The organism is Bacillus cereus group sp. MYBK222-1, assembly GCF_051916425.1.
Taxonomy (GTDB): domain Bacteria; phylum Bacillota; class Bacilli; order Bacillales; family Bacillaceae_G; genus Bacillus_A; species Bacillus_A paranthracis.
The window spans coordinates 1,002,761-1,017,593 of record NZ_JBQAGP010000001.1 but is presented as its reverse complement, the minus strand read 5'-3'; the positions used below and the strand labels follow the sequence as shown (position 1 = coordinate 1,017,593).

Below are 14,833 nucleotides of genomic sequence, written 5' to 3'. Positions count from 1 at the left end.
GACTCTGTTTCATTTAAATTATATAATTTGCTTTACGTTTTTAAATTCATATATTTCCTAATTCTAGCAACATCTAAAGAATATTCGATAACTAATTGCTGTAACGGTAATATAACTGTGTCGGGATATAAATGTGCATATTGTAATGTTTCTGCATATTTTTCTAATCTTTTTTCTAAATACTTTATAATTTGATCAGGATGAGTTACTAATAAACATTTACAATAATAATGTATTTGTTCCTCAATCGCCGTATACTCTTCAATTTCGTATTCTTTATGCATGTGTACACCCCTTTAAGTTTTTTACATGAATTACTTATCACACTTTTCACTCGACAAATTTTAAGTTTTTTGATTATTTACACTATAACAAACACTGAGGGTCAAATTTTGTTACTTTATGTAACGTAGAAAATTTTTAACAAAATTGTAATGTTTACTCCTGCAAAATACAGAAAGCCCCTTTACTCATTTTTGTATAAAAAAAATCGTACAGCTTAATTTAGCTGCACGACTACAATTTCTGGCCTATTCAAAATCCTTTGCGGAATGATACTATTTCCTAATCCTCTACTCACTACCATTGATGTATTTTGTTCTACATATAAACCCGCTGTATATTTAGGTAAAACACCTTGATTTGGCGCAACTAATCCTCCGATAAATGGCAATCTAACTTGCCCTCCATGAGCATGACCCGATAATACTAAATCTAGTTGCTCATCAGCGTATTCTGTCAAAAATTCAGGCCTATGGGATAATAATACATCAAATGTATTTGGAGGCATTTCAAATTTCGCTTTTAAAATTGCATCTTTTACAATATTTCCTTCATCACGGTTTCCAGTTACAAACTCCGGATCATCAATACCTAGCAAATTTATTTCTTGCTCCCCCTTTCGAATGCCTACATGTTCATTCCTTAAAACATTGACATCATATTTCTTCAACTCTTTTTCTAAACGGTTATACTTTCCAGACCATTGTTCATGGTTTCCTGTCACAAAATATACAGGATACTCCTTTACAATTTCTCGTATTAATTGCATACTAACTTCTGCATCGTATGATTTACTGTCAATTAAATCACCCGTAATCGCAATAATATCTGGGTCTATGCTTTCAATTTTTTGAATTAATACACCTTGCTTATTGCCAAATTGTTTATTGTGTAAGTCTGAAATTTGTAGAATTTTATACCCTTTAAAAGAGGAGGGTATTTTACTAGAGGTTATTTTAACCTCAGTTATACCTATTAAATTGTTCTGTAAATATAAAAAAGTAATAAAAGCTACTAATATGCCAATAAACAATATGATTCTATTAATATTTCTCTTCATATTCTCTCCTTTTATTTTTATAAAACACTTATTTTATGTTAACAGAATTATATGATACATTTTTGATTTTTTATTGAATATAGTACAGTACATGAAATTTCATATCGGATACGTCATATATATTTATTTTACCGTCATCCTCTTAATAATAAAAATACAAAAACGATTCTTTTCATACGAAAAAGAATCGTTTTCTAATTTTATATACCCAACAACATATGGTAAAAAACTGAAATAACTAAGAGATTATTATTTAATAGCATCGATTACAACTTCAGCCGCCTCTTTAATTAGTTGATTATCATAGGTAGCCTCTTTCTCATCTTTACTAGATAAAATTGCGATGATAATAGGTGATCTATTTGGTGGCCAAACGATAGCAATATCATTTCTTGTCCCGTAACTTCCTGCACCTGATTTATCTCCAACTACCCAGTCAGTTGGTACACCTGCACGAATAAGTTTGTCTCCTGTCGCATTTCCTTTCATCCACTCTGTAAGTATCTTACGTTTTTCAGCAGGAAGTGCATTTCCGACCGTAAAAGCTTTAAGATTCGTAGCAATTGCTTTTGCTGTACTAGTATCACGAATGTCTCCTGGAATAGCCTCGTTTAACTCTGTTTCAAAGCGATCAGACATAGTAACCCGATCCCCCATCTTTCTAAGCGCTTTTTCATATCCTTTCGGTCCGCCTATTTTATGAAATAAAATGTTCCCTGCAGTATTATCACTATAACGAACAGCAGCCTCCGCAATTTCTCCTAGTGTCATTCCAGTATCTACATGTTTCTCTGTAACAGGTGAATAATCCACTAAATCTTCTTTCGTATAAGTAATAACTTCATCTAATTTCTTAGTAGAGTTCTGTTGCAGTAATACCCCTGCCGCTAAAGCCTTGTAAGTTGATGCAAAGGCAAACCTTTCGTTAGGTCGATAAGCGATTGTTTGATTTGTACCAGTATCAATCGCATATACACCTAATCGAGCATCAAATTTTTTCTCAAGTTGAGAGAACTCTTTATGCGTCGCCTGATTTTTATGTTTCACTTGTCCAGTCTTTTCTTTCGCTTCAACTTGCAATGGTCCTCCTGTAAAAGCTTCTAGGCATGTAAGACTTAAACCTAATATACCAACGCATATTCCTATTTTTAGCAGCCTCTTGTTTTTCAAAATCATCATTCCTTTCAAATTCTTAACACTTTTTTTACTTACATATAATAGACAATCACTAAAATAAATTTGTTCCATAATCTAAAAAAATTTTATAACTAATATCGGTGTTATTAACAAAATAAAGAGTAGCAACTATGATCGACGCTACCCCTTATTTCACAACTCATCTTTTTACTTATAAATGCTTTATATAAAATAGGGTCTCTTCCCCTGAGAAAAGTACACAAATTTTACTAATTTTGATTAGGACTATCTGTACTAGCACCCTCACCATGTATACGTTGCTGTTTTAAATCAAAATATGCATCTAAAACTTCCTTTCCAATTATAGAATTAATTCCACTTTTATCATTATGAAGCCACGGAACTACTACTGAGAATGCTACTTCTGGATTATCATATGGAGCATATCCAACTAACGTTAAGTTGTAACATTCCATACGTTCTCCTTTTGCATTTCTACCAATTGGATCATCTCCACCATACACAGTTTGGGCTGTCCCTGTCTTTCCTGCTGGTTTATATGGAGCATTTTTGAAATGCTTTACGCCAGTTCCATCCCCTTCTTGGAATACCCATCTAAACCCTTCTTTTATTCGATCAATATATTCTGTCTTCATATCAATCCGATTTAATACGACAGGCTCTATAGAACGAATAACTTTACCAACCTCTTCTTTAATTGATTGTTCTCGTATTTCTTGTACAATTTGAGGTTGCATTCTATAACCACCATTCGCAATCGTTGAAATATATTGAGCTAATTGCAATGGCGTATACGTATCATACTGACCGATAGAAAAATCTAGTAAAAAACCAGGTTGACTATCTACTTTTCTCGTTTGTCCAATTATTTCATTCGGTAAATCAATACCTGTTGGGACACCTAAACCAAATTGCTTGAAATAATAACGCATCGTATCAAATGCTCCTTGTTTAATATCCAATGAGCCATTTGGTACGTAATTAACTCCCGCAATTTTTAAAGCTGTCTGGAACATGTATACATTCGAAGATACTTGCAAAGCACGTAAATCATTAATATTACCAAATCCAGATACATTCCATGATTTCTTGGCTTGTGTACCTTTAAATTTCATCGGTGCATCATAAAATTGATCTCCTGGATGTATTGCCCCCGTCTCATATCCAGTTAATAAAGTTGCACCTTTTACAGCTGATCCTAGTTCATACGAAGTTGTCATGTTACCTAATGCCAAATCCTCAATCTCTAGTACTCCTTCTTTTTCTACAATCTTTTTGCCTGCCATAGATAAAACCTGTCCGTTTTTTGGATTCGTCATGACGACAAAAGCTCGATCGAGCAGCGGCTCTGAACTCTTAAAAGCTCTCAAATTTTTCTCTATACTTTCTTCCACTTTCTTTTGTAATTCCATATCAATCGTTAATGTTAAACTTTTACCACTTTTTCCTTTAGCGATTACTTCTGTATTTATAATGTTTCCTGATTTATCAGTTATGTTTTTCACTTCTTCTTTTGTACCATGTAATACATCTTCATATCGTTGTTCAATATAACTTTTTCCGACACGATCATTACGGTTATATCCACGTACCAAATAAGAATCTAAGTTTTCTTTCGGCAGACCTTCTTCACTACTCGTAATATTACCTAATACGGAACGAAACAAATTACCATTTACATAATTACGTTCCCAATCAACCGTTGCATCTACTCCTGGAAAATCCGCAAGATTTTCACTTATCCGCGCATACTCCTCATCTGTTACATCTTTTTTAATAATTTGTGGTGTTAGTTGATAACCTGAACTCATTTTACTTTTAATAGCTAACACCTTTAAATCTTGTTCTGTTAACTCACCCAATTCTACTTCTGTAACGCGACTTCGTCTTAAATCTTCTATTTTTTTATCTAACTCTTTTCCCTCTATTCCCTCTTCTTTAAACGTTTCTATATCTTTCTTAGTAATCTTTGTCTCCGCACGTTTCGTATTCAACTGCATCCAAAAATCTTTTTTATCGATATCAGTTAATTTATTAATATCTTGTTCAGACATTTCAAGTACTTTCGCCAAGTCTTTTGCTGTTTTTAAAATATCGTCACTCGTAATCCCCTTCACCCTGGTATACGTAATTGTACGAAGAGACTTATTATTAACGACCGTTTTCCCTTCTCGATCTAAAATCTGTCCACGCGGAACTGGAATGCTAGTTGTTGCATTTTGACTGTTTTCCACTTGATTCTTATAAGCCTCTCCCTCAACGATTTGTACTTTTCCTAGCTGCATAATAATAGCTGAGAATAGTAAAAATATGCAAAGGAACATGATATTTAATCGAATAGATATATATGTCTTCTGCTTCTTTCCTTTTTGTTCTTTCATAAATCCTCCATATAATTCTTCTGGAACTTCTCACTAATACTTAAACGTTCCCTATATATTACAAACCATTATTCGGTTATAAATAATGTCTTATCTTTTTTTCTAAATCCTTGTAAGTATCAATTTCTTTTGGTATAGCCGCGTAATTGATAAACCTCCCTTCCTTTTTTCTCTCTAGTTTTTTGTCGCTTGCAATGTGACTCATACTATATTTACACATAGGCTGGCTAGTAACTTTTCATACTGATTATTCCTTTCTTCATGCTGTAATACTTAATAGACAATCTAAATAATAAAGTTGTTCCACATTTACAAAAAAAATAATTAACTATAAGATGAAATAGGCTACAAAAGGGAGGATTTTATGTTACATAGAAAAATAAAAAAATGGAGATTTTTTGCGGTTCTTTCTATTGTAGGTTTGATTTTACTAATTTTATTTAAAATCAACTTCATTTCAATTACTATCGCAACTTCTTCAGCTGAAAGAGGAAAAATCTTTGATCAAAATGGTGTAATACTAGCTACAAATAAGAAAGTTAAGTCTCTATATTGCACTTCTAATGATGAAAAGTTATCGAAACAAGATACATCAAACACATTAGCTTTTTTCGATCAATTTTCAAGTAAGTTTCAACATGATATTTCTTCAGAGAGCATAAAATCTCAATTACAACAATCTTGTAAAAAACAGACTATGCATGATATACCGTTATACTCTGATATAGCTGAGAATGAACTTGCATTCATAGACAAAAACAAACCGAATAATGTAATAATTAAAGATGAATGGATTCGATATTATCCTAAACATGAAATTGGTTCACAGGTAATTGGGTATGTAGAAAATAACCTTAATTCAAAGCATATGCCGGTTGGAAAAAGTGGGATTGAGCTGCAATATGAAGATGATTTAAAAGGAAAACCGGGTAAAACTCTTATTTTTAAAATGAATAACAAAGAGTTCTTATGGAACATTCAAAAAGTACAAAAAGGTAAGGATATCAGGCTAGCTTTAGATTCTAAATTGCAACAAAAATCAGAGGAAGCATTACGATCACAAATTAAGAAATTACCTGATGCTAAAGCTGGTTATGCTGTAGTGAGCGATACAAAAACTGGCGCGATTTTAACTATGGCCAACTCAGCAGTTTTTGATCCAAATATATTACATACACATGTAACAACTAAAATAAATAACATAAAATCACTTTCGCAAAATAAAGCAATTCAAAAATTAAAATATGGTGAATCTTATGTAAATATGGCTTCTACTATAAAGCCACTTACTATTTTAATTGGATTAAACGAAAAGCTTTTTCAACCTGAAGATACGTATTTAGATAACGGTACTTTTGAGTATGATAATCAAAATAACATTACAAATGCACCCGGAACACCAACAGGTGAGATTACACCGAGGCAGGCTATCATTAATTCATCTAACACATTTATGACAGCAAAAGTAGCTCTTCCATTATTTAACCAACATAATGGCAATATAGAAAAAGTGGCACATATATGGACAGATTATTTAATGCAATTCGGCCTACGTTCTAAAACCGGGATTGATTTACCCTTTGAAGAAGACGGTCAGTATGAATTCCATCCTTCTAATAAGTTTGAAAATGGAATCTCCGCTTTATTAAATGCCTCGTGGGGCGGAAATGAAGTGCATACTCCTCTTCAACTCGCTCAATATGCAGCAACTTTAGCAAGTAAAGGTGATAAATATAAACCACAAATGGCAAGTGCTATTATTGGTCAAGATGGTAAAGAAACAAAAAAGTTTAAACCAATTTTAGAAAGTTCAAATCGTTACCCAATGAACTTTTGGAGTGTCGTACAAGGTGGAATGAGTCAAAATATAGAGGAGATTAAAAAGTTGCCCTTCGACGTCGCTGGTAAAACAGGTATTACAGGTTTTCCGAATGAGCAAGCAAGAATGATCAATCATTCTCTATTCATTGCATATGCTCCTACCGAAGATCCACAGATTGCCGTTTCTGTCGTTATTCCTGGAAGTAATTCAGAAAAAAACATTGCTGCTCTCGTTACATCAGAAATTTTAGAGTCCTGGAATACTCTTCAAAAAGAGAATAAAAACAAAAAGGAAGGTTCATTAAAGTGAACCTTCCTTTTTTACCAAATAGAATCTATATTTATTATTTTCCATTCACCTTCATTATTCTTTTCAAACATAAATGAGTATTTAATGTCAGTTAAAACATACTCTTTTTGTACATATCCAGTATTACCGTTAATTGTCGATATTTTTATATATTCATCCTTCTGCGCTTTTTCTGGAATCCAAGCTTTTACCATTTCATTAGATACTTCATATAAAACTTGTGATTCTCGCTTTGGTTCAGCTAAAATTTTCGTTTTATTTCCAGTAACAGTTGCATATATAAAATGAGGTTGCTTTGGTTGGTTACTTTCTGTCAATCCACTTGGTACTTTATATACATGTTTTGTATCATTTGCAAATTCTCCCCCCATTGTAAGTGCGACTTGCAACTCATGAAAAATATCTTCATCAAACTTTAATTCATCCTTCTTATAACTCTTCCCTTTAAATTGAACTTCATCTTTTAACGCTTTATACAATTCATTTTTATTTTTTACATTTGTACTTTGATATAACTCATTCATGAATTGTTTTAATGTTGGATCTTGAGCAGACTCATCTTTTGTTTTAGGCTTAATTTGTGTACTACTTTGTACCGGTGATTTATTATTATCAAGCCAAGGTTGTTGAACAATAAAAAATAAAAATGTACAAGCTAAAACCACAACAATTGGCAATGCTTTTTTACGAAATCTTCTTGTTTGTTTTAGAGAGCCTCCCTCATTACTTTCATATATAGATTGCTTTATTTTATAAATATATTCTTCTTCGTTTTTACGGTGTTCCATTGGGCCTTTTTTTAATTTTCTATACCAGTCAGGATTTTGTTTATTGTTCATCACTACTACCCTCCCCTATTAATTTTGAAACCTTACTTCTCGCTCTACTTAATCTCGATTTTACAGTTCCAATGGATACTCCTAATGTTTCGGCCATTTCTTCATATGATAATTCATATTTTGCGTCCAATATAATTATTTCACGGTGCTTTTTAGGTAGTTTTAATACAACCTTCCACACCTCATTCATCTCTTCTTGGTTAAAAAATTCTTGTTCTGCTGACAGGGATTGCTTATCGTCACTAAAAAATCCTATTAAAGATATCCTTTTAAAATAGGAGGATTTCAAATAGTTTATTGCCGTATTTCTTGTGATTTTTAAAATCCACGTTTTAATAGATGACTCCTTTCGAAATGAATTCCAATTTTTAAACACCTTTATAAATACATCTTGCGTGATATCATCTGATAAGTGTGGATCTTTCGTAATAATAAATGAATAATTCCATACATCTTGCCAATAGTCTTTTATAACATAGTCCAGCTCATCATGATTACACTTTTCAATAAACGTCTGTTCCATTTCCACACCTCAAACTTATTTGAATAAACATAAAAACTGCCCTCACTTTTATTATGGTTTCAATATATAGACAAGATACAAGTTTCATTTGTTCCATTTAGTTCGAGTTCTCCAATTGTATCTTTTTTAGATTTTTGATACAAAAAAGAACCCTTATACTAAGGGTTCTGCAACAGAAAATATGAAAAGCCCCCTGCGCAAGGGATTAGTTCATTCAAAAGCTTATTTAGAAGCATCATGTACAGGCAAACTACTAAAGATCAGTTCAGCAACTTTTACATATCCTTTTGAGTTTGGATGAATGAAATCCTTAGACCAAAGCGTATTGTCATTAACTAACTGATGATTCCAAAAGTCAATATGATGAAGCTGATGCTCTCTACTCAATGAAAGTATAACTTCATTTGCCTCTAATAATTGTTCTTTTAACACTTGTTTTTTTTCTGTAGAAAATGGAAGTCTGACTGTAAAATCTGGAAGGTTTGCTATCATAATATCAGCACCTGTTTTACTTAATGTATCTATCATACATTTCATATCTTCCTTATATGCATAATGATTCCAACGTCCTTTTAATACATCGTTTGCACCCGCAATTAGACTAACCAAATCTGGTTTAAAAGCTAATGCTTTTTCCAATTGCTGCGAGCGAATTTCTTTCGTTACTAACCCACGCTTTGCAAAATTGGCATATTCTATATCGTTTACACTCAGTTGAACAAAATGATCTACCCAGCTTTTTAATGCAATTCCCTCAACTTCATCCCCTATCCCCTCTGTAAAACTATCACCAATCGCTACAAATCGCTTCCACATATGTATTCCCCCTTTATTATGAACCATATTTATACTATACAATAGCTCACAACGTAATTGTTATTTCTAAGTGGTTTTTGATTTCAATTACATTCCATAGGAGATTTTTAAAATAGAGAGGGGTAAATAAACAAATAAAAATATTTCACATGAACAAAACTTGAAAACCTACTTGCTATACTCATACCAAATATAAGTGAAACTTTAATCAGTGGAGGTTGCATCCCTTCCCAACTGATTATTAGCCCTTACTTATCAGGATATCCATTAACCGGGATAAACTTTTCATAATCTAAACTATTAATTTTTTACTACAAAAAACTACGTCCTATATCGGACGTAGTTTTTCTCACAGATCTATATATTTTTTACTTCCTCGTTATAAAAATCATATAATAATTCAATAGATGAACTAGATAAAAAAGGAATTGCCTTCTTAACTAATTCTCTATCCCAATCAAACCAACACATTTCCATTAGCATATTTATTTCTGTATCAGTGAATCGTTTCTTTATTTCCTTAGCAGGATTTCCACCAACTATTGTATATGGCGGAACATTTTTACTTACAACAGATCCTGCTGCAACGATTGCACCTTCACCGATTGTAACGCCAGGCATAATAATAGCATTCATTCCAATCCAAGCATCACTTTTAATGACTGTATCGCCCTTCGGTTCATATGAATGTTCAATTTGCTCAGCGAATGGATATACTGTAATCCATTCTGAATGATGATTGTGATTACCACCCATTAAAATGACTACTCCACTGGCAATACAAACATAGTTCCCAATAATGAGTTTATCAAGATGCCATCCCATCTGTTCAATTGGATTGAAAAGCGCTCGGGACTTAGCATCCCCCCACAAATACCTTACACAGCCATCTTCAAAATTTGGATGACCATAATAACCTGAATAATAGGAGTACGCTCCTACTTCAATGAGTGGATTTGTTACTATATCTTTTATATACTTTGTTTCCGACCAATGATTAAATAACGGATGCTTCATAACTTTATTCCTCGCTTCTAAGTAGTGTAGATTTTTGCAATTTACTTAGAAGCTTACTACGACTGCTACATTTTTTAGCTTTCTCAAACGACGAATCATTGTCTTCAAGCCTTTCTTTTATAATAAAAAAATCATAACGTGATAAATTACATAAGTCAAATTGTAGAATTATGTACTAAAACTTAAAGTGTGAATTGAAATTTCAACATTAAAACAATCGAGTTTTCAAATAAAAAATCCCAATTATATATAATAAAGATATCTTAGCTATACAACTAACTTATTTCTTATATTAGCCTTAACTCCCTCGATATAGTTTTATTATTTATTAATTTGTCTGATAAATCAATAAATGTTAATATAATTATAGAAGATATTATCATCCATTAGATTTCACAGCTAGTTTTTCACAAAAACGATTTCTGAATCCTTAAGTAAATAGGAGGTCTAGAAGATGAAACTTTTAAGGCAATCAACAATTATTGGTGCATTGACTGTTGGAGGATTTTTATTTGCAAATACAATTAGTACACTCCCACCTGTGTCTGCTGAATCGCAACTTACACAACAAGAATCAAGATTTTTAGATACTTGGCGTTGGCAAAGCTATTTTTTATTACATCATAATGCAGATTTTATAGAAGAGTTAGCAGTTGGTGACTTAAAACATGGAGATACATTCGATGTTACTATATATACTGGTGGTAAGGATACTGGTATTGTAAAAATATATCAATTGAGTGGAAATGAAAATGATGAAATAAACTTGCATAGATATAAAACCATTTATGACTCGGGTTTGAAACATAATTATGGTAGATTTGTAACGCCTATTACTAAGGCTTATAATCCGGGAACATATGTAGCCGTTATGAAACTTGGAGAAAATTATTATTATGGGGGCAGCTTTAAAATCTCAAACTAATTAGATCTCTTCAAAAAATATTGAAAAAAAACCATTTTAAAAGCTCCCCTTATTTAAGGGGAGCTTTTTTGATTATTTTCCTTTTTTAAGGTTAGAAAAAATACATATCTTTTTAATACAGCATTTTTATTCAATAACTGTTTCCACTTCTTTAAGTTCTACCATTCAATATGCAACATTACATATTCCACATGTTCGATTTTTAAATATGTGATAATTATTTTATATAAATATTGAAGGGAGAATTTTTCATGTCTTTCTTTTCTTGGTCTCCTCTTATTTTCTTAGCAGTTGTTGCAATCATCATTTCTATTAAAAGGAATAAGAAACAATAATTTATTATTTGGAGGTGTAATAATGTCATTTGCAGCATGGAGTGCAATTTTTACGACTTTAATCGGAGCGATATCCGGAGCAATCTTTGGTACAATCTCTTTTAGAAATAAAAGCAAAAATTAAATACTTACATAAAAACGAATTTCTAATAAAACTCTATACAAAAAAATAGCCTATAAAGTTTTATAGGCTATTTTTCATTTCATCAATATTACTTAGCTAATTCTTTCGTACCTTTCATTACATCAACGAAGAATCCCCAGTTATTCACAACAGAAGAAATACTAATATGTTCATCTGGAGTATGGACGTTGAATATATCTGGACCGAATGAAATTGCATCTAATTCAGGCATCTTTTGAACGAATACACTACATTCAATCCCAGCGTGTACAGCGAAGATTTCAACATCTTTATTGTATTTTTCTTGATGCACTTTTTCAAATAAATTACGAATTTGTGAATTCGGATTGTATGGCCATTCTGGATACTCTGACTCTATTTCAAATGTTGCGCCAACTAATTCCGCAATACATTTAATCTCATCTGCAATATGTTGTTTTAAACTACTTACAGAACTTCTCACTTCGTTACGTAATTTAATTTCATCTTGCAACGTTTCAATAACACCTAAATTTGTTGAGCTTTCTACTAGACCTTTAATATCCATGCTCATACTTTGAATGCCATTTGGAATTAAGAATAATGATGAAATTAGTTGCTTTTTTGTTTCTTTAGCAAATACTTTTTCTACTTTCTCATCCAATTTTGTAAGTGTAACATGAACATCTGGATCAACAGCACGCATTTCTTCTTGTAATACTCGTGTCCATGATTCTAGTTTTTCTTCTACTTTCTCTACATCTTCTGTACGTAATACGATTGTAGCTACACTTTCACGCGGAATTGCATTCGTTTTTAATCCACCGTGAACTTCACTTAAATCAAATTGAATATTTACTGATAAATCATGTAATACTCGCCCTAATACTTTGTTCGCATTACCACGTTGTTTATCAATTTCCATACCAGAATGTCCGCCTTTTAGACCGCCAACATATAGACGGTATGCATCCATATTCGCGGGTGCTTCATCCCAAATTACTGGAATCGTTTCAACAGCTTTCGCACCACCTGCGCTACTTACTAATAATTTATGATCTTCTTCAGAATCAATGTTAATAAAAATCTTTCCTTCAAAATGATTTGAATCAACAGCGAAAGCTCCGCCCATTGTCGTTTCTTCTTCAGTAGTAATAACTACTTCTAGTGCTGGATGCGGAATGTCTTTTGAATCTAATAAAGCTAATGCATAAGCAACTGCAATACCATTATCAGCACCTAAAGTCGTTTGATTTGCATATAACATGTCCCCAATAATTCGTAATTCGATTGGATCTTTTTCAAAATCATGTACGGTTGCTTGGTTTTTTTCGCAAACCATATCCATATGACCTTGAATGATAATAGCTGGTACATTTTCATAACCAGCAGTTGCTTCTTTTTTAATAATGACATTTAATGCTTCATCTTGAATCACTTCTAAATTACGCTCTTTCGCAAAGCCAACTAAAAAATCACTAATTTCCTTTTCATTACCTGATCCTCTAGGAATCTTTGAAATTTCTGCAAAATGATAAAATACAGGGTGCTTTGTTAATTGTTCTAAAGTAGAATACATTTTTAAGCTCCTCTCAAAATAACAAAATAATATGTAAGTCTTTTATCATTATACCATGATTCATTATTTTCACTTTCTATTTCATACTTTAATATCCGCTCGTTAAACATTTAAATTGCATATAAAAAGAGAAAGAAAATGCACTATGCATTTTCTTTCTCTTTTTTTGCTCTCATATATTTTGAAGTACTATTATTCATTAATTTCTCTAACCGATTTATATTTTCCGTTAACGCACCTTTCACAAGAGAGAAATCTGTATTTGGTTCTTCTTTTTTTTCTTTAAAAAATGAAGACTTTTGTATATTTACTTCAGCCATCTCTTCTCCCCCTTTTCAAAAAGATACAACCTTCTATTTATATTATATCGTAAATATAAACAGCATGTACAAGTATCATTTTCTTTTTAATTCTTCTTCTAATTCTTCTACTTGCTGTAATGTATCTCCTTTTATTAACGAGAAATCTGTTGTATCTTCAACTCCTACCTGGCATTATCTCTTTTTTATTTTTGTTAATTATCATAAAATTACCAATATTAATCTACTATTTAATAATAATATTTGATATTATAAAAAAGTAGATTTTATTGGAATTATAATCTAACATATTTTTGATTAAAATAATTTTTCACACAAGGAGGTTAACCATATTGAATATTATCGTGACTCCAGAATTATTAGAAGCTTCTGCTAACAATTTTAAAAGTGCTCAAGAGCAAGCACAAGTACAATTTACTAACCTTCGACAAGATATCTTATATCTTGAATCAATTTGGTATGGTTCTACCAAAGAAAAGTTTTATTATGATTTTCAACAATCTAGCCAAGTAATGAATAAATATATTCATTGCCTTCAACAGATTGAAATTCAACTAAAAAGAGCGGCCGAAAAATTCAGAAAAGTAGATAGTGAAACAGGAGCTGAGTTATCTACAAATGAGGGAAGTTTGCTTGAATCTCTCAAAAAGGGATTGATGACCTCATTATCTCCCACCGTTAAATTAGGTATAATGGCAGGTGTATTAAATGTTATTCCTAACAAAAAAAGAAATGATTTAGTAGATATCGTCACTCGTAAATGGGTTAATGGTAAGGCAGGAGAAATATGGAATAAATTAATTCCCTTAAAAAACTTTTCAACATTAGAAAAAACCGCTGCATCATTAGGGAAATTGGATAAATCTCTTCCTAAAAATAGTATTAAAGAATCTAATATTTCTAAGCATATTATAAAAAATATGAAACCCTTTGGTATAGCTTCCATTTCCCTTACTGCATTAGGAGAAGTAAATTCATTAACATCCGCCATAAAAGGTGATTTTAAAAAATATGATGGCTCTCAAGCTGGTGTTAATATTGCTATGGATACAGTTTATTCTACAGGAAAAGTAGTTGGAAATTTAGCTTCAACTTATGCAGGTGGAGTAGCGGGTGCTGAAGCCGGTGCATTAGCTGGCTCATTAATTTTCCCTCCAGTTGGTACAGCTGTTGGTGCAATTGCAGGTGGCATTATTGGTTCTACTGTAGGTGGAACCGCATTCAATGAATTAGCAGATAAATTTGTACCCCGTCAAAAGTTTAAAGAGAGTATTTCAAGTTTTACAGATAGCTTCACTAATTTTTTAAAATAAATTAAAAATCAATTGAAGAAATGAGGTAAAAAAAGTCCCTAATTAGACTTT

13 protein-coding genes and 1 pseudogene are annotated in these 14,833 nt (G+C 32.0%); 3 read left to right on the top strand and 11 right to left on the bottom strand.

Annotated elements, in window-relative coordinates:
- Window positions 1-32: 32 nt before the first annotated feature.
- From ACTFR9_RS05140 to ACTFR9_RS05125, 4 genes are all read right to left on the bottom strand, one after another.
- A complete protein-coding gene (locus tag ACTFR9_RS05140; protein WP_000548624.1) occupies window positions 33-284 on the bottom strand; it encodes a hypothetical protein in 252 nt (83 codons plus the stop codon).
- Between the two features lie 215 nt (window positions 285-499).
- On the bottom strand, window positions 500-1,342 hold the full coding sequence (locus ACTFR9_RS05135) for a metallophosphoesterase (RefSeq protein WP_000827830.1): 843 nt from the start codon (window positions 1,340-1,342) through the stop codon (window positions 500-502).
- A gap of 249 nt (window positions 1,343-1,591) precedes the next feature.
- Entirely contained in the window at window positions 1,592-2,521 is a 930-nt protein-coding gene (gene bla, locus ACTFR9_RS05130; RefSeq protein WP_073536118.1) for a class A beta-lactamase Bla1, read from the bottom strand.
- A gap of 227 nt (window positions 2,522-2,748) precedes the next feature.
- Window positions 2,749-4,881 carry a peptidoglycan D,D-transpeptidase FtsI family protein gene (locus ACTFR9_RS05125; RefSeq protein WP_000662972.1) on the bottom strand — a complete coding sequence of 711 codons (2,133 nt, stop codon included), beginning with the start codon at window positions 4,879-4,881 and terminating at the stop codon, window positions 2,749-2,751.
- 364 nt (window positions 4,882-5,245) lie between these two features.
- Between ACTFR9_RS05125 and ACTFR9_RS05120 the strand changes: the two genes are divergently transcribed.
- Entirely contained in the window at window positions 5,246-7,012 is a 1,767-nt protein-coding gene (locus ACTFR9_RS05120) for a peptidoglycan D,D-transpeptidase FtsI family protein (RefSeq protein WP_214328865.1), read from the top strand.
- Between the two features lie 11 nt (window positions 7,013-7,023).
- Here the strand turns inward: ACTFR9_RS05120 and ACTFR9_RS05115 are convergent, their stop codons facing one another.
- The 4 genes from ACTFR9_RS05115 to ACTFR9_RS05100 all read right to left on the bottom strand — a co-directional run bounded on the left by ACTFR9_RS05115 (window position 7,024) and on the right by ACTFR9_RS05100 (window position 10,207).
- Window positions 7,024-7,851 carry a hypothetical protein gene (locus ACTFR9_RS05115; RefSeq protein WP_001060776.1) on the bottom strand — a complete coding sequence of 276 codons (828 nt, stop codon included), beginning with the start codon at window positions 7,849-7,851 and terminating at the stop codon, window positions 7,024-7,026.
- Window positions 7,841-8,374, bottom strand: a complete 534-nt coding sequence (locus ACTFR9_RS05110; protein ID WP_000438330.1) for an RNA polymerase sigma factor — start codon at window positions 8,372-8,374, stop codon at window positions 7,841-7,843. The genes ACTFR9_RS05115 and ACTFR9_RS05110 overlap by 11 nt, the downstream gene beginning before the upstream one ends.
- A 222-nt stretch (window positions 8,375-8,596) precedes the next feature.
- Window positions 8,597-9,190: an SGNH/GDSL hydrolase family protein gene (locus ACTFR9_RS05105; RefSeq protein WP_000265898.1), complete on the bottom strand. Its 594-nt coding sequence runs from the start codon at window positions 9,188-9,190 to the stop codon at window positions 8,597-8,599.
- 357 nt (window positions 9,191-9,547) lie between these two features.
- Window positions 9,548-10,207 carry a CatB-related O-acetyltransferase gene (locus ACTFR9_RS05100; protein ID WP_076855780.1) on the bottom strand — a complete coding sequence of 220 codons (660 nt, stop codon included), beginning with the start codon at window positions 10,205-10,207 and terminating at the stop codon, window positions 9,548-9,550.
- Window positions 10,208-10,661: 454 nt separating this feature from the next.
- Here ACTFR9_RS05100 and ACTFR9_RS05095 point away from each other — a divergent pair, with 454 nt between their 5' ends.
- On the top strand, window positions 10,662-11,132 hold the full coding sequence (locus ACTFR9_RS05095; RefSeq protein ID WP_074539940.1) for a DUF5065 family protein: 471 nt from the start codon (window positions 10,662-10,664) through the stop codon (window positions 11,130-11,132).
- 547 nt (window positions 11,133-11,679) lie between these two features.
- Here the strand turns inward: ACTFR9_RS05095 and pepD are convergent.
- From pepD to ACTFR9_RS05080, 3 genes and pseudogenes are all read right to left on the bottom strand, one after another.
- Window positions 11,680-13,149, bottom strand: a complete 1,470-nt coding sequence (pepD, locus tag ACTFR9_RS05090) for a beta-Ala-His dipeptidase (protein WP_076855778.1) — start codon at window positions 13,147-13,149, stop codon at window positions 11,680-11,682.
- 143 nt (window positions 13,150-13,292) lie between these two features.
- A complete protein-coding gene (gene spoIISB / locus ACTFR9_RS05085; RefSeq protein ID WP_076855777.1) occupies window positions 13,293-13,469 on the bottom strand; it encodes a stage II sporulation protein SB in 177 nt (58 codons plus the stop codon).
- Between the two features lie 75 nt (window positions 13,470-13,544).
- A pseudogene (locus ACTFR9_RS05080) lies at window positions 13,545-13,628 on the bottom strand (D-alanyl-D-alanine carboxypeptidase); the annotation flags it as partial.
- A gap of 173 nt (window positions 13,629-13,801) precedes the next feature.
- Between ACTFR9_RS05080 and ACTFR9_RS05075 the strand changes: the two are divergent.
- Window positions 13,802-14,782 carry a WXG100 family type VII secretion target gene (locus ACTFR9_RS05075; RefSeq protein ID WP_071725439.1) on the top strand — a complete coding sequence of 327 codons (981 nt, stop codon included), beginning with the start codon at window positions 13,802-13,804 and terminating at the stop codon, window positions 14,780-14,782.
- Window positions 14,783-14,833 lie beyond the last annotated feature (51 nt).